This window comes from Asticcacaulis sp. MM231 (assembly GCF_964186625.1).
In the GTDB taxonomy this organism is placed as follows: Bacteria; Pseudomonadota; Alphaproteobacteria; order Caulobacterales; family Caulobacteraceae; genus Asticcacaulis.
In genome coordinates, this window is sequence record NZ_OZ075109.1 from 247,098 (window position 1) to 267,332 (window position 20,235).

Sequence of the window (20,235 nt, forward strand, 5' to 3'; positions counted from 1 at the left end):
GGCATGAACAGAAGAGGTTTTCTTGTAACGGCGGCAGCCACCGCCTTCATGCCCGCGTTTGGCTCAAACCCTGTTCTTGCCAAAACCGTTCTACGTCCGCCCGAAACCGCGATGATCCCGAAACGGATCGAGCAGTTGGGGCGGACGCGGATCGACAACTATGCCTGGCTACGTGATTCGAACTGGGCCGAGGTGTTTATCGATACGTCCAAGATGCAGCCCGATATCCGTCAGCATCTCGACGATGAAAACCGCTACGCCGACGCCATTCTCGCGCCGACCAAAGATCGTCAGGCGCAGTATGTCGCCTCCATGAACGCCATGGTCGGGAATGATAGCGAGACACCGCCGTCTCCCGACGGCGACTGGAACTACTACACCTACATCCGACCCGGCGAGGACCACACCATCCACGCGCGCAAGCCACGCGGAGGTGGTGACGAGCAGATCCTTCTTGATGAACAGGCACGCGCCAAGGGGCGCGACTATTACCGCGTAGAAGACGCGCAGCATTCGCCCGATCACAACCTGTTTGTGTGGGCCGAGGACCTCGGCGGCGGTGACCGTTTCGATATAGGCGTCCATGATCTCAAAACCGGCAAGGTATCGGTGACCACAACCACCGACACCTATGGCTGGCTGGGCGTGATCGTTTCGCCGTGTTCTAAGTGGGTTTTCCGTATCCAGCGTGATCAGTATGGCCGCCCGGCCAAGGTCATGCGTATGCCGGCGCACGGTGGCCCAGAGGCGCTTGTTTATGAAGAACACGACGGCGCCTTGTTTGTCTCGCTTGGCCGCACTGCGTCCAACAGCCATGTGACGATCCGTATTTCCGGTCCCGATCTCGACGAATGGCATCTCATCCCGGCGGCTGCGCCAGAAAGCAAGCCGGTCCTGATCGAGCCACGCACCGTAGGGCTGCACTACCAGGTCGAGACATGGAACAACCAGCTTATCATCCTGACCGATGCTGACAGCGCCGTTGATGGGCGTCTGGTCCGTGCGGATGTCTCCAGACCCGGCAAAACCGACTGGCAGGATTGGGTGCCGTATGCTGAAGGGTGCAACCTGCTCGAAATGCATCCTTTCAGGGACCACTTTGTCTTGCTTCAGCGTGCCGGGGGCAAGTTAGAGGTCGTCGTCACGCAAGCCGATGGGAGGACGAAGACGATCGCCTTCGATGAAGCGGCCTATGATGTGCGTGTCGCCGATAATCAGGAGTTCGCCTCCCAAACCCTGCGCCTGAGCTATCAGTCGCCGCGGACGCCGGAGCGCTGGATAGCCTACGACATGGCGACCTCGCAGCAGACCGTCATCATGAGCTCCAGCGTCCCCGGTCACGATCCTCAGGCCTACGAGGTGCGGGCCTTGTTTGCCGCAGCGCCTGACGGCCAGCAGGTGCCTTTGACCGTGCTGATGAAGAAGGGGACAAAGCTTGACGGCACAGCGCCACTGCTGCTCTATGGCTATGGCGCTTACGGCGTGCCTTCGGAAGCCGACTTTTCCATAGCCAATATTGCTTTGGTCAACGCCGGCTGGATCTACGCCATCGCCCATGTGCGCGGCGGTTCGGAAAAAGGGCGGAGTTGGTTCCTCGATGGGCGCAAATTCAAAAAACGCAACAGCTTTACCGATTTCAACGCCTGCGCCGAGTACCTGATCGCCCAAGGTTATACCGCAAAGAAGCGCCTTGTTGCTTACGGGCTTTCGGCCGGCGGTCTTCTGGTCGGGGCTTCGCTGAATCTGCGACCTGATCTTTATGCCGGCGTCATCGCGCAGGTACCGTTCGTCGACATGCTCAACACCATGTCGGATGCCACGCACCCGTTAGTGCCGGCCTTCCGGCCTGACTGGGGTGATCCGCTCGCGGACGGACAGGCCTATGATTATATCGCCTCGATCTCGCCGTATGAGAATGTCCACAAGGCGGCTTACCCGATGGTGCTGGCAACGGCGGGGGTGCGCGATAATCGGGTGAGTTATTGGGAACCGGGCAAGTGGGTGGCGGCCCTGCGTGCCCACACCACGTCCGGCAAGCCGATCCTGTTCCGCATTAATATGTCCGGCGGCCACCAGAGCAATTCGGGCCTTTCCGACGCGTTCGCACAGGCGGCGCTGTTCTGGTCGTTCGCTGAACTCAGCCTGAAATCTTAACTGACGAAAGTTCCATAGCTTATGATGCCACCTGTCAGCGCCTTCGGCGCCGATCTCGACCCGGATATTCGCCGTTTCATTCAGGAAACTGGCGCGGCCTACGGCGATCATCCGCCCTTCGACACGCTTTCGCCGGATGCGATGAGGGCCGTCTGCGAAGCCGTACGCACACCGTGGCGTCAGGGCGGACCGGTAATGGTGCGCACAGAAGCGTTTGAGGTCGCCACGCCGCATGGCCGCGTGAACGTGCGCCTGCTCGACCCGACACCTGCCAGCGATGCACCTAAGCCGTGCCTGGTCTATGTCCATGGCGGCGGCTGGATGCTGTTTTCGATGCAGACCCATGATCGCGTGATGCGCGAATATGCGGCGAGGGCTAGTGTCGTCGTCATCGCCATGGATTACGCTTATGCGCCGGCGGCAAAGTTTCCCGTGGCGCTGGAGCAGGTGGTGGCCACGTTGCGCTGGACGCACGACCATGCCGCCGAACTGGGCATCGATCCTGATCGTATCGCCATTGGCGGCGATAGTGTCGGTGGCAATATGTCGGTAGCGACGGCCCTGATGCTGCGCGATGTCGGCGAGGGCGATCTGCTGAAAGGCCTGATGTTGCATTACGGCGCATTTGACGATGATTCAAGCCCCGAGGATCACATCCGCTATGGTGGCGAGGGCTATATGCTCTCCAGCGCTGAGATGGTGATGTTCTGGGACAACTATCTCAACAATGACGCCGATCATCACAACCCGCTGGCCGTGCCGATGCGCGCCGATGTGACCGGCCTGCCGCCGGCCTTTTTCACGATTCCACAGTGTGACGTGTTGAGTGGTCAGAGCAGGATAATGGCCGAGCGTTTCAAGGCGGCGGGTATCGCTACGCAAGTGGAAATCTATCCCGGCGCATCGCACAGCTTCCTTGAGGCTGTCTCGATCTCACCACTGGCTGAAAAAGCTATCCATGATGGCGCGATGTGGCTGGCCAGGTTGTTCGCGACGGTCAAGGCGGATTCCGAGGTTCCGGCATGAAGCTGGCCGAGGCGTTTGCGCTAGGCCAGCTTGATGGTCACGATCAGGCGGCGCTGGTACGCTTGGGCGAGGTCTCAGCTTTGGAACTCACCGAGGCGGCGATTCTGCGCATTGAGGCGCTGGATCCGGAGCTACATGCGGTGAGCTACAGGGCCTATGATCAGGCACGGGGCGAGGCCTCGTCGCCACTCGCGGACAGCCCGTTAGCGGGCGTGCCATGGCTGGTGAAAGATTCGCTCGACTATCCTGGCATGCCAAGCTTGGGCGGTTCGCGCAGCAAGCCGGATACCGCGAAGACGTCGGCTTTTCCCTATGTCGAACGTATTCGCGCCGGTGGCCTGATCGCCCTGGGCAAAAGCGCCATGCCGGAATTCGGCCTGCTGCCGGTTACCGAACCTTTGATTCGTTCGGCCACACGCAATCCATGGTCGGCACAACATTCACCCGGTGGTTCGAGCGGGGGCGCTGGTGCGGCGGTCGCGGCGGGTCTGGTGCCGGTGGCGCATGGTTCGGATGGCGCGGGCTCAATCCGTATCCCGGCCTCGTGCTGTGGCCTGGTGGGGCTGAAGCCGGGCCGCGGCGCTACGGTGCGGGTACGTTCTCGTCACGTCATTGAGGACCTGCTGGTTGGCGACGGCCTGATGGCGCGCAGCGTGCGTGACGTCGCCGTTGGTTTCTCATTGGCGCATACGGGGCAAATGACGCCGGCCGTGGATCGCCGGTTGCGCATCGCCGTGACCACGCGCACGCTTTCTGGTGCGCAGGCGGCGCCGGAACTGATGGCGGTGACGATCAAGGGGGCCAAGCTATGCGAAAGTCTCGGTCATCAGGTCAGCTTCGTAGACTATCCGATTGATGGCCCGGCGGCGGAAGCAGCCGAGCGTACCCTTTGGATTCATATAGGCGCCGATTGCGTCGATGCCTGCCGAGCAACGGGGCAAGACCCGGGAGCAGTGCTGGAACCATGGACCAACGCCTTGGGGCGCATGGCGGCGGCTCTGCCGGTCTCGGCACTGGAAGCGGCCTATCGTCAACTGACCGACCTGCCGCGCCAACTCGACGCTTTCCATCAGGCATACGATGTCGTGCTTTCGCCCACCCTGGCACATCTGCCGCCGCTAATCGGCGAACAGGCCCCGACGGTTGACGGTGATACCTTGATTGAGCGTATGTTCGGATTTCTCGGTTTCACGCCGCTACAAAATCTTGCCGGAACTCCGGCTATTTCTCTGCCTCTCTATGAGGAAAAGGAACTGCCAGCAGGTATCATGTTCGCGGGAAATCGCGGATCTGAACCGACCCTGTTGGCTCTGGCCACCGAGTTGGAGACGGCGTTGCCATGGAGAAACCGCTGGCCGATGATGTCGGTATGTTAGATATGTCCGACATTGAAGCACATAAATATGCGGTCAGGACTGTGGAACGGCATCCAAAGCGGAATCACAACCTGATCCATTAGATGTTTGATTTGCAAAAACTTTGTTTCAATAAATGGTGCCTGAGCATTGGGAGCCGATCAAGATCTTCAAGGCTTTCCATGGCGGGTATCTGAAGCGAGCTTTATGCTCTTTCCCTTTTGGATATGCTTCGTGAGGTTCCGTTCAAAAACCCTTTGGGCCTAGGACGCCGACATCGAGGGGAATGTGCCGGTCGTTTTGCGAAGTCTCTTTACAGGCATAAATTGTTGATTATTCGCGCTACGCGGTGACGCGTGTTGGCCTGGGTTTGACGGCGCGCGAAAAAATGAACTATTTTATAGGCTTATGAGGCACATTTTACCGTGCTAGGCGGCTGCTAGGCACTCATTATAGACAGCGTGCGTCTGGGCTGAAGTTTTCCTAAATTTGGTGACGGATTTCCGGCGCGATGGTGGTTTTTGATCTAAGCGTGTGGGGTATCCAGAGATCTCCCACTCCTTCTCCCCAACGGTCACAAAAGTGACACGTCACGAAGGGGAAAAGATCATGTCCAACCATTACCATCCGTCTACTGTGCGCGCATCCGTCATCGCTCTCATCATCGGGGCCGCCCTCTATTCCAGTGGGGTTGCCGTCGCGGACGACCGAAAAATTGCTTTCGATATTCCGGCGGAAAGCACCGCTGCCGCGCTGAACGACCTGGCGGCCCAGGCCAATATCCATCTGCTGTTTCCCTACGATCTCGTCGCGAGCACATCCGCGCCCGCCCTCAAGGGCACCTATTCCGTTGATGAGGCGCTGACTTTGATACTGTCGGGGAGCGGCCTGGAGATCGCCGAACAGAAGGATGGCAGTATTTCCCTCCGCGTGACTGCCGGTAAAGGGGAGGCGGCGACTGAGGTGATTGTCACTGGCAGCCACATCCGGGGCGGAAACCCGACCTCGCCCGTCCATACCGTCACGCGTGCTGATATCGATGCTTCGGGCTTTTCGCAGATTGGCGACGTGATGCGCAGCCTGCCGGAGAATTTCGCCGGCGGCCAGAATCCCGGCGTTTTGGGGGCCTCCAACAGCAATATTGCCAATATGAACATCACCAACGCCTCGACCATGAACCTGCGAGGCCTGGGGTCTGATGCCACCCTGGTACTTGTCAACGGCCACCGTCTGGCCGCAGACAGTTCGTTTCAGGGCGCCGATATCTCCGGGATACCCCTTTCGGCCGTCAAGCGTATCGAGATCGTGCCCGACGGCGCCTCGGCCCTCTACGGATCCGACGCGGTGGCCGGTGTCGCCAATATCATTCTTCGCAGGACGTTCAATGGGGCCGAGGTCAGTGCCCGTCTGGGGACGACCACCCAAGGCGGCGGCGCGGAACAAACCTACAGCCTCCTGGCAGGCCGCGCCGGCACCGCTGGTTACGCAATGCTCAATCTGGAATATGCCAAACAGGACGCTATCCTGGCGGGCGACCGTGCCTTCGCGTCTAACGTTGCCTCGGACGCGACCCTCATTCAGCCGCAGGTGAGACGCTCGGCGTTCGTCAGTCTTGGCCGTGACCTGAGCGACGCCGTCTCGGTATCCTTGGATGCCTTGCTGTCGGACCGGGACACGACCTATCTCAATCATATTTACAAGGACTATCCCGGTTACACCGGCTGGGCCTACACACCGGCCTTCTCTGTGACGGCCATGGTCGATGTCGCCTTGTCCGGGGGCTGGAAGGCCCATATCGCCGGCGGCGCAGCCGGCAGCCGCAACAGCACGGGCATCAGGTCCTATGGCGTGGATTACCCAAACTACAACACCAACCACCTTCAGTATATCGAGGCGACGGCGGACGGTACCCTCATGTCCTTGCCAGGTGGTCCCTTAAAGGTCGCGGTGGGCGGAGGCATGCGCACCGAGGGCTTTCAGCAAGGCTTTAAAGGCAGCCCCAGCCTGCTGATGCCCTCAAGGCAGGTGGACTATGCCTATCTCGAAGGGCAGTTGCCCCTGATCGCGCCGTCCTCGGACCGGACCGGGCTACATGCCCTGGAACTGAATCTGTCGGCGCGCACAGAGCATTATAGCGACTTTGGATCGACGACCAATCCGCGCGTCGGTATGCGGTACGTTCCCTTCAAAGACCTGACCCTCCGGGCCAGTTGGGGCAAGTCGTTTAAGGCGCCCTCCTTCCTGCAAATGTATCAGGCGGTCACCCTGGCGCTCTACAAGCCCGGTCTTCTGGGGGGCAGCAATGACGGTTCGATCGCGATGCTCGTCTATGGTGGCAACACAGACCTGAAGCCGGAAACGTCCACCTCATGGTCACTCGGCGCGGACTACGCCCCGGCACGTATGCCGGGCCTGACGCTATCGCTCAACCTGTTCAATATCGATTACACAGACAGGGTCGTGCAACCGATCAATCCGCTAACGGCGTCCCTGTCGAATCCGCAGTTTGAGCCGTTCCTCAAGGTCGATCCGGCCACAGCGACCGTTGAAGCCCTAGTCGCCAACGCCTATTCCATGGATAACTATTCGGGCCTGACCTATGACCCGAACAAGGTCTCGGTGATAGTCTACGACAATTATCAGAATGCGACGGCCCAGACCGCGCATGGGGTGGACCTCGGCTATCGTCAGCACTTCACTCTGGGAGGCGGAGGGTTGGACGCGTTTGCCAACGCCACCTGGCTTCATCTCGAACAGCAGACCATCGCAACACAGCCGAAGGTCGGTCTGTCCGGGACCATCTTCAACGCTCCTGATTTCAAGGCGCGCGGCGGGATGACGTGGCAAAATGGCGGGCTATCCCTCTCGGGCATCGTGAACTATCTGGGCGAGGAGACCGACACCGGCGTGACGCCCAACCGCGTGATCGCGTCCTGGACTACCGTGGATATCCATCTGGCTTACAGCTTCGCGGGCCGGTCAGGTTTTGCCCAAGGCCTGAAACTAGCCCTGTCCGTCTCCAACCTCTTTGATCGCGATCCACCCTACGCGCCCAGCCCGGCCCTTTTCTACGAGGGCCTGGCGTTCGACAGCACCAATGCCTCTCTCATCGGACGTACTGTCAGCCTGACCCTGACCAAGGGCTGGTAAAGATGCGCATCACGTCGTTTGCTTCACCGATCGCCCTGCTGGTCGGGCTCAGCCTCGGTACGGCCGGGGTCGCAAACTCCGCCCCTTGTACCAGCCTCCTGCCGGCACCTTCGCTGGCAGGAGACGCCAAGCGCGCCATCGTCGCTGACGACCTCTTACGGCTTAGGGACATCGGACCGAAGCACCCATCGGCGAGCGACCCCATCTTGAGCTTGTCGCCGGACGGTACACGCGTGGCATTTCAACTTCGTCGGGCCGATCCTGAGATGGATGCCTACTGTCTGGGCATGGTGGTGATGCCGCTTACGCCCGGCGGAAGACCGACCATCGTCGATACAGGCGGCGACTATATCCGCGTGCGACAGGAGATTGGCACGCTCACCAACGGGCCGAGCGGATATACTGAAATTATCACGCCCAAATGGTCGCCCGACGGCAAGGTCATCGCCTTCAAGCGCAGCGACAATGGTAGTATTCAGGCCTGGATCGCCGCTGCCGACGGAAGCGGGTCACGCGCCGTCTCCCATCTCCCTTTCGACGTTGAAGACCTGAGCTGGACACCCGATGGACTGGGTCTGATCGTAAAGGGTCGACCGGGCCTGGACGACGCGAAGCGTGCGATTCAGCGCGAAGGTGAAAACGGCTATTTGTTTGATGACCGCTTTGTTCCCTTCGACAGCAATGTACCGTGGCGTCGTAACAATGTCCCCAGGCAAGCCTATTTCATCAACGTGGAGACCGGTGAGGCCCGGTTGGCTACCGATATGGAAGTGGCGAAAAGTCTGAGTGTACGATCGACCGCCACCCCCGAAAGAGCCCTGAACAGCGTCTCAGGGCCATCCGGCCAAGTGGCTTGGACCGAGATGTCTGACCCCAAAAATGTCGCGTCGCCTGAACGCCTGGGTGTCAGCGGACCTCACGGGAAAGTCTGGACCTGTGCGGCTGAGGTCTGTGCAGGTGCGAGGGCGGTCTGGTGGCGCGATGAGGAGACTGTCGTTTTCCAGAAACTCGAAGGCTGGGCGCGATCCGAGACCGGCCTGTACGAATGGTCTATCCGTTCAGGCAAGGTGCGGCAGATCCTCAAGACGGAGGATCTCCTCGCTGGATGCCAGATCGCTACAGGCGTCCTGGTATGCGCCCACGAAGCCAAGGTGCAACCCCGTGATATCGTGCGGATTGATCTGACATCAAGGCGGTTAGAGACGCTGTTCGACCCCAATCCGGAGTACAAGGCCATCGCCTTCGGACCCGTCAAACGGCTGCAGTACGTCAATAGTTTTGGGGTGCAAGGCTTTACAGACCTAGTCCTGCCGGCCAACCGTAAGCCTGGAGATAAGGTACCGCTCGTCGTAGTACAATATCTCAATCGTGGCTTTTTGCGTGGTGGTATCAATGACGAGGTACCAATTCTCCTGTTCGCTGCCAACGGCATGGCCGTGCTCAGTTTTGAAGATTACCAGTCGCCCGGGTCCATAAAAGGCGGCCCCTCCTGGGACGCGATCACGGCTTATGATCGCATCCACTGGCGTGGCCATCGCAGCACACAAGAGCTGCTCGAATTGGCCATCAAGCAATCGGTCGCGACGGGCGCGATCGACGAGAAGCGGCTAGGCATTACGGGCATCAGCGCTGGGTCCAACACCACGCGCTGGGCCTTGCTGAACAGCGATCTGTTTTCTGCGGCTGTCATCGGAAGCTGTTGCGAAGACATGACCTCGATCTTCACGGTGTACGGCGAGCAGGGTGGAAACGAAATGCGTCGTTATGGCTATCCTGGCCTGACGGCGGACGGCAGGGCCTTCTGGGCGCCATTTTCCATGCGCCTGAACGCCGGCCGAATGAAAACACCCCTGTTGATGGAACTGGCGGATCACGAATATCTCGCGTCGCTGGAAAGCTACTTTTCCCTCAAGGAGCAGGCCGCGCCCGTCGAGATGTATGTGTTTCCAGATGAGTTTCACGAGAAGTGGCACCCCATACATCGGCGTGCACTTTACGCGCGTAATCTCGACTGGTTCACATTCTGGCTCCTGGGCCAGGAAGACACTAATCCGGCAAAACAAGAGCAATACAAACGGTGGCGATCACTCCGCGCCAACCTGCCGGGTTCGGACGCATCCAGAGGGAATTAGGCATTCCCGCGTCCGGTGTGCGGCCTCGATCATTCGAGCATGGTCGGGGCCGTCTTTTCCTTTCGGACGGCCTCCCAATGTCGTACCCACGCTTCTGCCTCCGCCAGGTCAGACAGACGCATGTGGTCGAGCGGTTTGATGAGCGCGTTTGGGGCCAGCGCCTCATACACGGCCCGCGCATCGATCAGGCCCTCTTGGGCGAGCCGCCCCGTTGTCAAACGTTCGCGTACCAGGTCCTTGTGGTGTTCCATGACGGTGTAGGCGAAACTATTCGGACCGCCCTTGGAGGTGCGCTCGATGAGCGCCTTGGGGAGACGCCGGGCGAACGCTGCCCGGGCAACAGACCGGTTGCGCCCGCCAGCGATCCACTTCCACATCGGAATCCGGAGACAGGTCTCCATGACCGGTTGCGAAATCAGGGGCAAAATCTGCGGGGCATGGTCCCTCGGAAGTCCGTCAATCGTACCCTGAAGACCAGCCAGCATCGCAATGTGAGCCGCCTTGCCCGGGAGGGCGGCCTTTGGGGCGTGTAGCCAGGGATGGCTCAGCGGACTATCGCTGACGTGAGCCGCAGCGGGACCAAGGAAGCGCGTCTCACCGTGAAATCTATAGGTCGGGTCTGCGTCGACATACCGTTGAAATGCCATCCTAAAGACGGCACCGGCACTCGCATTGTTCTGATGGCATATATCAGCGAAGGTCTGGACCAGACCCAAGCCGAGCCCTTCGCTGCGGAACCGATCCACCAGGGCCGTCGCCGATTGCGTAAAACAGAAGACGTTGTCGCCACCGATGCCGCTGAAAAAGGCATCTATACCGAGCACTTTTTCCAGTTCGAAGCGGATGCCGAAATTGCTTTGGGCAAAGGCATGACCAATAGGGCGCGGCAGGTTGGCGGACAGCGCGCGTGTGAAGTCCACCAATTCTGGGCGATGAAACGCTTCTACTAGTGGGACCTGCAACCTGTCGCGCAGGATGCGCGCAAACGCGCGCTCATCCCCCTCCGCTTCATGGGTCGCCAGGGTCACGCAGGTGAGATCGGCGCCCGCTTCGACCAGACAGGCCGCCAGGATCGAAGAGTCCAGTCCACCGGACACACCCAGCAAACACCGCGGATACCGACCGGCCCAAGCGGCAACGCAAGAGAGGAGGGTCTCCTCAAGATGTTCGACCATCTCCGCATCCGATTGTGCGCGGTCCGCTTGAACGAAATCCCATGGCGACCAGGCCTGAGTGGCCATCTGCACCTCAGCCCCAATGGAGAGCCGAAAACCCGCCATGACTTCCTGAACCCCGACCAGGCCCGTGTCCGGCGTACGGATATCTGGTGCATGGAGGTGGCGCCCGAGAAAGCTGAAATCGATCTCAGGGGTGAGGAAGCCTGCGGCAACCAGCACATCCACATCAGATGCAAAAAGAACGGCGCCCTCATGTTTCAAAACGTAGCAAGGCATGGCGGCAGACGGATCCCGCACGACGTGAACAAGGCCTCGGGCATCTTCGATGACGGCCACGTAGCCACCCCAATAGGACGTCAGAAAGCTCTGTCCAAGGGTGTCCCGCGCGATCTGGCTCGCCCGGTGATCCATGACCTGAACCCGCACGGAACACGGCGCGCGCGTGAACAGATCACCGACGACTGCGCCGATGCCACCGTGAAGCGGCAGCAAAGGGGTGTTCGAATGAATCATTACCGCCGGTGACGTCACGGTCTGCGCCAGACCGATCGCACTGACGGCTCGCGAGACACGAGCCCTTCGATCGGAATCTCGCGTCACGATGGCGATATAGCGCAGAGCCATGTCACACCACCAGAATAGGTGTGTAGGCTGAGACCTGCTCAACCGTATCGTTTAAAAGGGTGTCTCCGTCCTGGACCCAGGCGTGCGCGCCAAACGGCATCATGCGAACACCCAGCACCAGGTTTGGATAGTAGCCATAGGCGCTGAGATAACGCACCATCGCGATCGACCAGCGAAGACATTCATTCTGCCCAGAGATAAAGCGCCGGGACGCCAAATATCGCAGGGTTATATGGCTGAGCGTGTCGCCATCCACAGGTGGGGCGTGAGAGGCCTTTCGGCATTTATGTTGGCGGATATCGGAAATTATGTCGTTCAAAGGCCGATGCTTCAGATCGTGCCGTGCCTGGATCTGCGCGAAGACAGGGAACAACGGAGGGAGCAAAGACAGACTAGCGCTCTGCTGGGGCAGCCGACTGGAACGGGCAGGTGCAAGGGCCACCTGCTGACGGGGGGCGCCCGCTTCACTTTGAACAATAAGCCCAGCGGTCATCAGTTTGGACGTTGTCGCCGGGTCCAGACCCTTGCCGTTAAACCAGTCCTGAACGGCGGCATCCGTCGCGGTGGGAAGGGCAAAATACCGGTCGGCGGCCAGATCGAGCACGACGACACGACCGTTGGCGACGCATCCATACACGTCCGTTCGGAAAGCAAATGCCATGCTGATACCGCCCATAAAAATGAAGAAAGGGCAGCGCTACCCGCACTGCCCCACCTGTTTAGTCATGGCTCAGGCCAGGGTTAGGCTTGTGCTGGAGGGCATCATCTGCCTGGAACTGGGTCTGCATGCCCTTGGTCTCGGTACTTACGGCACCAAGGTCGATGACGTCTTGAGGTTCGATTTTGGTCATGGTCGCTGCTTTCAGTTTGTGAGAAGCTATGCCGGCGACAATCTGTCGGCGGGATGAGCTTTTCGGAGATGAGAGGAAATGCGGAGAACGGGATCAGTACTGTCCTCCGCCGGGTGATCAGTCGTTGCTCAGACCGGGTTGCCGCAGGTGCTGGGCGACTTCGTCGGGCGCGAAGATGGTTTGATTGCCCTTGGTTTCGACCGACGCGTTGCCCAGGTCGATGAGGTCTTCGGATTCATGATCGAACTTGGTCATGACAGTCTCCTTTGTCAGTTTTGAAAAGCCATGGAAATTCATGGCCTTTCGACTGTACGACCGGTGAAATTTGATCCCAAACTGATCTTATTCTGATCAAACGATTATCACGTGACCCCTCAAAATCTGAAATTTTTGAGGCTACTGACCGTAGGCCAGAGCAATGAAATTTGGCACCAGGGCCAGGCGTCGATGGTGATAGCGTTTCACGAGATCCCGAAGTGAGCCCAGATCGTGCGCCTCCCACGCCGCCTTGAATTCGGCCATCTCGGCTGGCAGGTCGATGAGGTTGCCGGTGTCTAGTTGCCGAAGGGGGCGCAGACGGTCGTTGACGTTAGCGATCGCATACCGTGTCTCGCTGGTGTCGCTGAAATCGGCGATCGCCAGGAAAAGGGCTTCTGTGGCCGCCACGATATCGGCCTGATCCAGGTTCAACTCCGGAAAGTGTGGCGCAGGCCCGTTGTCCATGGCGGTCTCAATCGCCAGCATCAGGATCATTTTATTCCATTTGTGGACATCGCGGACGCGGCGCTCCTTCGCGGCCGGAATGACGTATCCCTCATGTGGCGTGATATCGACCACGCGTTCGCCGATCATGCGGTTGAGTAATAAGCGTATCGGCATGGTGCTGACGCCGTAGCGTTGCGACAGGGCTTCGATATCTATCCGTTGGCCTGGCTGGAGCGGCGCCGACAACAGGTGCGGCCGCAGATCACTATAGATGTGTTCAATACGAGACGGCTTGCCCATGACGGTCCTTGCAGACGCCTGAAACCTAGACAGCCAACCGGCTGACTTCAGCTTGGGCGTGATATTTTGAGGAATTAGTCGCTTCATAATAGAATGAACGCGCGGTAAAATCAAGCTGTGGCGGGCTAGGTGTTGGCGGACGACCGTCCGTGTTCAGATCAGTTCAACGGTGACAGGCGATTGGCGACCTGGGCGGCAATCCCCTCGCGGCGCTCGTAATAGGCTGCCAATTCCCTTTGCAGCCCGCGTTTGTCCTTACGGCGCCAGCAATCGAGCATGCGTTGATATTCCGCCTCCCGATCCGGCAACATCTCGGCCTCGTAGGCGCGGATCGCCAGTGTCTCTTCCCGCAGCAATGATATGCTCGTCTGCAGCAGCGGGTTATCCGCAGAGTCGATGATGTCCTGGAACAACCGATCTACGGCCTCGCCGACGTCGAAGGCGGGTGCGTCGGCTGAGGTGGCCCCTGAAGACGGCGGTCGCTGTGTCATGGAAATCCAGTCCTCCGCGCAGGTCTTGAGCCTTGGGTGATTTCACCAAGCATTTTGAATTCCGTCAATGCTTAGTTTATCTGACTTCAGGTCTCAGGGGCGTCGCCCCTCGCGCGGGCAAGGCCCACGTTCGGTATCCCCGGCCTTCCGCGCGAAGCGCTTGTGCAGGCCGGGTGATCCCCCTCCGAACCTGGGCCGTGGCCCTTGCTACCCCCAACCTCGCCGGTGGGCAGGGTTTCAGCGCGGACTTGAGCGCTGGAACCGTCATCGAGGTCGCAACGGAGCGGTCCGATCCCACAAAGGAACACGAGCATGCCAACCATAGGTACTTTCACCAAGGCCGGAGACATCTTTACCGGCACCATCCTGACCCTGACACTCAATGTGACGGTCAATATTGTCCCCGCCGACCGCGTTTCAGACCAGTCGCCCGACTATCGGATCCACTGGGGCTGCGTTGACTGCGGCGCGGCCTGGAAGCGGACCAACGACGCCGGCCAGGCGTTCCTGTCCGTGAAGCTTGACGATCCGGCCTTTCCCCATCCGATCTATGCGAGCCTGTTTGCCGATGACGATGAAAATCGCTTCAATCTGGTCTGGTCACGACCGAAAGGGCGATGACGCGGACAAAAAAGGGAGCGGGCGCCCTGGGGGGCAAGGCGCCCGCGCGCCGCCAGATTCGGGGGGATGAACAGGGCGGCGAATTCGCATTATAGGCGAAAAATGGGGCCTGAGTGTGACGCTGTTGACAGAAAGGGGCTAAGGGCGCTGCCCTCGCGACGGTCAAGGAGAACGTCCCGATAGGGGGACCGGCGCGGGCGGTCTCCCCAACCTTCCGCGCCCAAGGGGGCTTGTGCAGGTTGGGTGATCCCCCTCCGCCCGCGCCGTCCTTGACCTCTGCTACCCCGGTCTCGCCGACGGGCAGGGTTTCAGCGCGCCAAGGAAGGCCGCTGTAACCCAGCCTCAAAAGGAAAGACCCATATGAAAATGACATACCTGCCCAGCCTGATGGCCATTGTTCAGGATGACTCACAAGCGACGCCTGTCGCCACGGTGACCATAAACACACTCGACGGCATATCTATCCATGTCCTCGCGCGCGCCATGGCCATGGCGCCGAGCCTTGTGTGCCTGCTCGATGGCATCATGGATATTGAACCCGATGAAGACGGCGACCGCACCCTCTCGACAGAAGGGATGCAGCCCATTCGGGACGCGCTCTCAGCGTTCACCGTGGCCGATTTTGTCCCCCTGAGCCACTACGTCCACATCATCAAATAGGAGCGAAACGCTATGAATACCTCAAATATTACAACGTGTGCCGCGCCGATTTCAGGGGCTTTTAAGGTCGATGTCTCGCGTGGTAGTCACAACGGCGTTGTGTCGTCACAGTGGTTCAGCCGCCCGGACGATCAAAGGTTTTTGAATCTGGATGACCTTTATGAAAGCACCCGTCGCCGTGCTGATGGCGCACAGGTTCGCACCGTGAAAAGCGATCAGGTACGGGTGGAAGCCGACCGTGACGATACCGAGTCATTGCGCCTGATCCTTCCGGGACGCGATGCCGAAATTGCCCCGACACATTGGAGCTTCGGGCAATTGTGCAGCATGGTCGGTGCGCCCAGCACCTATATGCGTCAGTTGCCTGCGCCGCTGGCCGGGATCAATCTGCAACACGGCCTGTTAAGTCATCGCGCTGAACTGATGAAAACCTTAGAAACCGGTGACGGGCAGGTCGAATTGCGCGCCGTGACCGGACCGGACTACGGCCGCATTTGGGATCATGAACTGGTCGGCGCGGTGCGGAAGATTGCCGGAAATGGCCTTGGCGATACACGCTGGAAAGTCCCCGGCGTGCTCGACTGGGGTACCATGACCCATAACCCTTATGTCGATGTCACCAAGGAAACGACGACCCTTTATGCCAGTGACCGTGACGTCTTCGTGTTTCTCGTGGACGACACCCACCCCATCGAGGCAGGGCGATTGCCCAATGGCGAGCCGGATCTTTATTTCAGGGGGTTCTATGCGTGGAACTCGGAAGTCGGCTCCAAAACCCTCGGCATCGCGTCCTTTTTCCTGCGTGGGGTTTGTCAAAATCGCAACCTATGGGGTGTTGAAAGCTTTGAAGACATCACCATTCGTCACTCTAAATTTGCCGCCCAGCGCTTCGCCCATGAAGCCGCGCCGGCCCTGAAAAATTTCGCCAATTCATCCCCAGCCTCGTTCATTGCCGGGATCAAGGCGGCACGGGACAGGGTCGTGGCGAAGGATGACGATGACCGCGAAACCTTCCTGAAAAAGCGCGGATTCTCGAAGCCGGAGACGGCCAAAATCATCGACGCCGTGCTCAAAGAAGAAGGCAAAAAGCCGGAAAGCATCTTTGATTTCGTCCAAGGTATTACCGCCCTGGCCCGTCAAAAGCCGCATCAGGATAGCCGTCTGGAATTGGAAAAGGAGGCTAAGAAATTGATGTCAGTGGTTGTCTGAACCCGCTCTCATAGGCCCGTTTTGCCGTCGGGAACCCCGTGTTTCCGGCGGCTCGCCATGCCGACGGCATGGCTCGCGGGGATCCCAATTCTCAGGTCAAACCGGTCTTGAAATAGGGAATCGTTTTTGTCTCGGAGCGAATTTCGACTCTCCCGAAAACACCCCTCAAAAATACGCTGTCCTGACGACCGGTGGCCCTCGCACCCGGCGGTTCAAGGACAGACCTCTATGGACGACGAAATTACGCGTGCCGCCCTGGCACGAAAGGGTAGCCCTTACTTAAATACCCAGCAGGCTGGCCATTATCTCGGCCTTTCATCGAAGACATTGCAACGGTTGCGGATCACCGGCGGCGGCCCGGCTTTCCGAAAACTGAGCTGGACCATTCGCTACCATATCGATGACCTGAAGGCGTGGTGTAAGGCGGAAGCCCTCATCAAGATTCCCGAAAAGCCAGAATGGGATGACATGTAATGCTGCGCTGGCAACCCCGAAATCACGGGCCCTCAGGCTCGAAATCCGCGCGCCTCTACGGCAAAATCTCCGCGATTGCCATCGGTGCTCTGTCACTCTCTGGCCATCCCGGAACGCCCGCTCTGGTCTACAATCCAAGTCCAAGCGCGCCGCTCGGCTACTATCGCACCTTACCCGCCCGCCCGCTGATGAGAGGCGACTGGGTGCTTGTAAGAGCGCCGAAAGCGGCCAGACAGTTGGCGGATCAACGCGGCTATTTGTCCGCGTCTGTGCCCATGATCAAAACTGTCGTCGCCCTCGCTGGGGATCGCATTTGCGCAAGCGGCTCCCTGATCTACGTCAACGGTGCGATGATTGCGGCCCGCTTACACGTTGATCATCACGGACGGCCTTTGCCATGGTGGACAGGATGTCGGACCCTGGGAGCGAACGATGTCTTTGTCATCAACCGGTTCTCTCCCAGTTCATTTGACGGGCGCTACTTTGGCGTCGTCTCCCGAGAGGCTGTGCTGGCCCGGTTGGTGCATTTATGACCCGTGCGATGCGCTTGTCAGTGCTTTCTGCCGCCATTGCCTTGGTGGCATTCCCGTTTACGTCTATGGCAATCGAAGCGGCCACAGACGGGGTTTCACACACCGAAATCCTGTCGCGCTGGCATGCGGAGATCGCCATCGCCGCCCAGCGATTTTCCATACCGGAAGCTTGGATTGCTGCGGTTATAGGGGCGGAAAGCAACGGGCAGACGGAGGTCGGCGGCAGACCCATCACCTCACCAAAAGGCGCGATGGGGCTGATGCAGCTCATGCCGCCTACCTACGCCGAGATGCGCCGACTTTACGGTTTGGGTGATGACCCGTACGTGCCCGGCGACAACATTCTCGCCGGGGCCGCTTACCTGCGTTTGAACCTCGACCGCTTCGGATATCCCGGCCTGTTCGCTGCCTATAATGCAGGGCCAGAGCGATACGCCCGCAGCTTGAACGGCCACGGACTGCCTGCGGAAACGCGCGACTATCTGCGCAAGGTGACCAGAGCGACCACCGCCCAGGCCCCTGCACCTGACAGCATTTTCGTGAATTTAGGCGATCCGGTGGCGCCCTCGGAATCCTCCGTCGTGCCCTCGGTTTTTGTCCCCCTGACCATACCCTGAAAATGAGCACAAAATGAGAACTGAGTGAAGGCAAGATAAAGGCTCAACTCCCGTTTCGCTTAAGGGTTTGTCTGCACATCGGTTTTAGGGATTTACGAAAATTGTTTGGAGTTAAATCGCGGTAACTGGCTGAAATCATTAGATTGTGGGTTTTGTGATGCAGGATGACGATGTGCGGCCTAAACTGGGTCGAATCCGGGCTAAGGGCGACCAATCTTTTCTGCCCAAAGTCCTGAAGGCCGCGCGCAAAGCAGGCGGTCTTAAAACGCCGGGCGGAAAGGGGCGGGGAAAGCTCTGGAGTCGGGGGCGGGGGGCGGGTATCGCCGCCGTTACGGCGGGTGCGAGGGTTAGGGGGCTTTCTGCACGACGCGTGATCGTCAAAACGCGGTACACCCGTTTCACGCCGAGCGGTGTCAAAGCGGCCAGGGCGCACCTACGCTATCTCCAGCGTGACGGGGTGACGCCGGAGGGGGAGCCGGGGCAGATGTATGACCGATTGAGCGACCAGGCAGACGGCAGAGGTTTCATGGATCGGGCTGCAGACGATCCGATTCAGTTCCGGCTGATTGTCTCTGCCGAGGATGGCGACAAGTATGAGGATCTGAAGCCTTTGACCCGACGCTTTATGGATCAGATGGAGAAGGACCTGGGCACGCGCCTCGATTGGGTCGCGGTCGATCATCACAATACGGCGCATCCCCATACCCACATTGTGGTCCGCGGTCGCGATGAGGCCGGGAAGGAACTGGTCATTGCCCGTGATTATATCAGTGAGGGTATGCGTGACCGGCTTGAGCAATTAGTGACCCTTGACCTCGGGCCCCGTTCCGAGCGGGAAATCGATATTGCCCGACGCCAGGAGGTCGAACAGAGCCGGCTGACCAGTCTCGATCGTCAGTTGATAAGAAACATGTCCCTGGACCGGATCGTCGAACCCGATATTTCGAACGTGAAGACGAGATCGCTTCAGGTTGGACGTCTAAGCAAATTGCGTGAGTTCGGCCTGGCAGAGGAAATGGGGCAGGGCCGGTGGCGACTAGCTGAGCATCTCGACGCCACGTTGCGGGAAATGGGCGAACGCGGCGACATCATCAAAGCAATGCATAAGGAGCTCGCGCTCAAAGGCATGGCGCGTGCCGCGGAGGAAGGCATTATCCATAGATCGAATGATCCGACCATCGCCAAGCCCCCCCTCGTCGGCCAAGTGTTAAAACGCGGTCTGCTCGACAGCGAGTCAGATCGTCACTTCCTCATGATCGACGGTGTCGACGGCGCCGTCCATTGGGTTGATATCGGGCGGGCCGGCCGGACACGCCCACTGTCAGAGAACATGCTCGTTCGTATCGAATTTCGGCAGGCCGAAATCAAGCCGGCCGACAGGACAATCGTGGATGTGGCAGCGGCGAATAACGGATATTATGATGTCGCCGCCCATCTGAACTTCGATCAGTCGGCGACTGAAGCCTTCGCGGAGACCCACGCGCGGCGTTTGGAAGCTATTCGGCGTTTGACCGGAAAAGTGGAAAGAAATGACACGGGTGCTTTTCATATCGACGAGGCCTATCTCGATCACGCCCTTACATATGAAAAGAAGCGGGTGGACCAAGCGCCGGCAGACGTCCAGCCCCTTTCGCCGATCGTCTTATCGCGGCTGCCCGAATATAATGGGGCCACATGGCTAGATCGCGAACTGAACGAGAGCACGATCGCGGTGGCGGACGCTGGCTTTGGAAAAGAAGTCCGGGTCGCCCTACAACTCCGTCAAGCGTGGCTCCTGCAAGAGGACATGGCCATCGAGGTTGAGGGGCAGTTTGTGACCAGACCGGACATGCTGGGGAAGCTAGAGACACGCGACCTCTTTAAAGCGGCAGCGCGCCTCACCAAAGAGTCTGGATTGAGTTACCGAGCCGCTCAAGTTGGCGAACGGATCGAAGGGCAGCTCAGACAGTCGGTCAACTTGCCAAGTGGGAAGTTTGCCATGGTTGAAAAGGGCAAGCAGTTCACGCTGGTGCCCTGGCGGCCGGTGCTTGAAGACCATATCGGGAAAACCGTGTCTGGTATGAACCGTGACGGGGGCATTAATTGGACGATCGGCCGTGGCAGGGGGAGAGGCGTACAATGACAGCTTTCACATCAGGGGCGATGTTTAGGCGAA

18 protein-coding genes are annotated in these 20,235 nt (G+C 59.2%); 12 read left to right on the plus strand and 6 right to left on the minus strand.

Features of this window, described 5'->3' with window-relative positions:
• The first annotated feature begins 3 nt into the window (after positions 1–3).
• The 5 genes from ABQ278_RS17955 (at position 4) to ABQ278_RS17975 (ending at position 9,817) form a co-directional block, all read left to right on the plus strand.
• Positions 4–2,154 (plus strand): prolyl oligopeptidase family serine peptidase, encoded by a 2,151-nt coding sequence (locus ABQ278_RS17955; RefSeq protein WP_349322400.1) that lies wholly within the window; start codon positions 4–6, stop codon positions 2,152–2,154.
• A gap of 21 nt (positions 2,155–2,175) precedes the next feature.
• Entirely contained in the window at positions 2,176–3,180 is a 1,005-nt protein-coding gene (locus ABQ278_RS17960) for an alpha/beta hydrolase fold domain-containing protein (protein WP_349322401.1), read from the plus strand.
• Positions 3,177–4,556 (plus strand): amidase family protein, encoded by a 1,380-nt coding sequence (locus ABQ278_RS17965; protein ID WP_349322402.1) that lies wholly within the window; start codon positions 3,177–3,179, stop codon positions 4,554–4,556. Before ABQ278_RS17960 ends, ABQ278_RS17965 begins: the two co-directional genes overlap by 4 nt.
• A gap of 588 nt (positions 4,557–5,144) precedes the next feature.
• Positions 5,145–7,685 (plus strand): TonB-dependent receptor, encoded by a 2,541-nt coding sequence (locus ABQ278_RS17970; RefSeq protein WP_349322403.1) that lies wholly within the window; start codon positions 5,145–5,147, stop codon positions 7,683–7,685.
• A 2-nt stretch (positions 7,686–7,687) separates the two neighbouring features.
• On the plus strand, positions 7,688–9,817 hold the full coding sequence (locus ABQ278_RS17975) for an Atxe2 family lasso peptide isopeptidase (RefSeq protein WP_349322404.1): 2,130 nt from the start codon (positions 7,688–7,690) through the stop codon (positions 9,815–9,817).
• Positions 9,818–9,846: 29 nt separating this feature from the next.
• Here ABQ278_RS17975 and ABQ278_RS17980 read toward each other — a convergent pair whose 3' ends face one another.
• From ABQ278_RS17980 to ABQ278_RS18005, 6 genes are all read right to left on the minus strand, one after another.
• Positions 9,847–11,619: an asparagine synthase-related protein gene (locus ABQ278_RS17980; RefSeq protein ID WP_349322405.1), complete on the minus strand. Its 1,773-nt coding sequence runs from the start codon at positions 11,617–11,619 to the stop codon at positions 9,847–9,849.
• 1 nt (position 11,620) lies between these two features.
• Complete coding sequence (locus ABQ278_RS17985; RefSeq protein ID WP_349322406.1) at positions 11,621–12,280, minus strand: lasso peptide biosynthesis B2 protein; 660 nt, start codon at positions 12,278–12,280, stop codon at positions 11,621–11,623.
• Positions 12,281–12,338: 58 nt separating this feature from the next.
• Entirely contained in the window at positions 12,339–12,470 is a 132-nt protein-coding gene (locus ABQ278_RS17990) for a benenodin family lasso peptide (protein ID WP_349322407.1), read from the minus strand.
• A gap of 117 nt (positions 12,471–12,587) precedes the next feature.
• Positions 12,588–12,725: a benenodin family lasso peptide gene (locus ABQ278_RS17995; protein WP_349322408.1), complete on the minus strand. Its 138-nt coding sequence runs from the start codon at positions 12,723–12,725 to the stop codon at positions 12,588–12,590.
• A gap of 141 nt (positions 12,726–12,866) precedes the next feature.
• Positions 12,867–13,475 (minus strand): GntR family transcriptional regulator, encoded by a 609-nt coding sequence (locus tag ABQ278_RS18000; protein WP_349322409.1) that lies wholly within the window; start codon positions 13,473–13,475, stop codon positions 12,867–12,869.
• 158 nt (positions 13,476–13,633) lie between these two features.
• Positions 13,634–13,966, minus strand: a complete 333-nt coding sequence (locus ABQ278_RS18005) for a hypothetical protein (RefSeq protein ID WP_349322410.1) — start codon at positions 13,964–13,966, stop codon at positions 13,634–13,636.
• A gap of 312 nt (positions 13,967–14,278) precedes the next feature.
• On the opposite strand from ABQ278_RS18005, the gene ABQ278_RS18010 reads away from it, so the two are divergent.
• The 7 genes from ABQ278_RS18010 to ABQ278_RS18040 all read left to right on the plus strand — a co-directional run bounded on the left by ABQ278_RS18010 (position 14,279) and on the right by ABQ278_RS18040 (position 20,202).
• Positions 14,279–14,587: a DUF736 domain-containing protein gene (locus ABQ278_RS18010; protein WP_349322411.1), complete on the plus strand. Its 309-nt coding sequence runs from the start codon at positions 14,279–14,281 to the stop codon at positions 14,585–14,587.
• Between the two features lie 360 nt (positions 14,588–14,947).
• Positions 14,948–15,247, plus strand: a complete 300-nt coding sequence (locus ABQ278_RS18015; RefSeq protein WP_349322412.1) for a hypothetical protein — start codon at positions 14,948–14,950, stop codon at positions 15,245–15,247.
• A 12-nt stretch (positions 15,248–15,259) separates the two neighbouring features.
• Positions 15,260–16,456: a DUF932 domain-containing protein gene (locus ABQ278_RS18020; protein WP_349322413.1), complete on the plus strand. Its 1,197-nt coding sequence runs from the start codon at positions 15,260–15,262 to the stop codon at positions 16,454–16,456.
• 228 nt (positions 16,457–16,684) lie between these two features.
• Positions 16,685–16,930: a helix-turn-helix domain-containing protein gene (locus tag ABQ278_RS18025; RefSeq protein ID WP_349322414.1), complete on the plus strand. Its 246-nt coding sequence runs from the start codon at positions 16,685–16,687 to the stop codon at positions 16,928–16,930.
• Entirely contained in the window at positions 16,930–17,463 is a 534-nt protein-coding gene (locus ABQ278_RS18030) for a S26 family signal peptidase (RefSeq protein ID WP_349322415.1), read from the plus strand. The genes ABQ278_RS18025 and ABQ278_RS18030 overlap by 1 nt, the downstream gene beginning before the upstream one ends.
• A 65-nt stretch (positions 17,464–17,528) precedes the next feature.
• Positions 17,529–18,080 carry a lytic transglycosylase domain-containing protein gene (locus ABQ278_RS18035; RefSeq protein WP_349322661.1) on the plus strand — a complete coding sequence of 184 codons (552 nt, stop codon included), beginning with the start codon at positions 17,529–17,531 and terminating at the stop codon, positions 18,078–18,080.
• Between the two features lie 157 nt (positions 18,081–18,237).
• Positions 18,238–20,202, plus strand: a complete 1,965-nt coding sequence (locus ABQ278_RS18040) for a DUF3363 domain-containing protein (protein ID WP_349322416.1) — start codon at positions 18,238–18,240, stop codon at positions 20,200–20,202.
• The last annotated feature ends 33 nt before the right edge of the window (positions 20,203–20,235 follow it).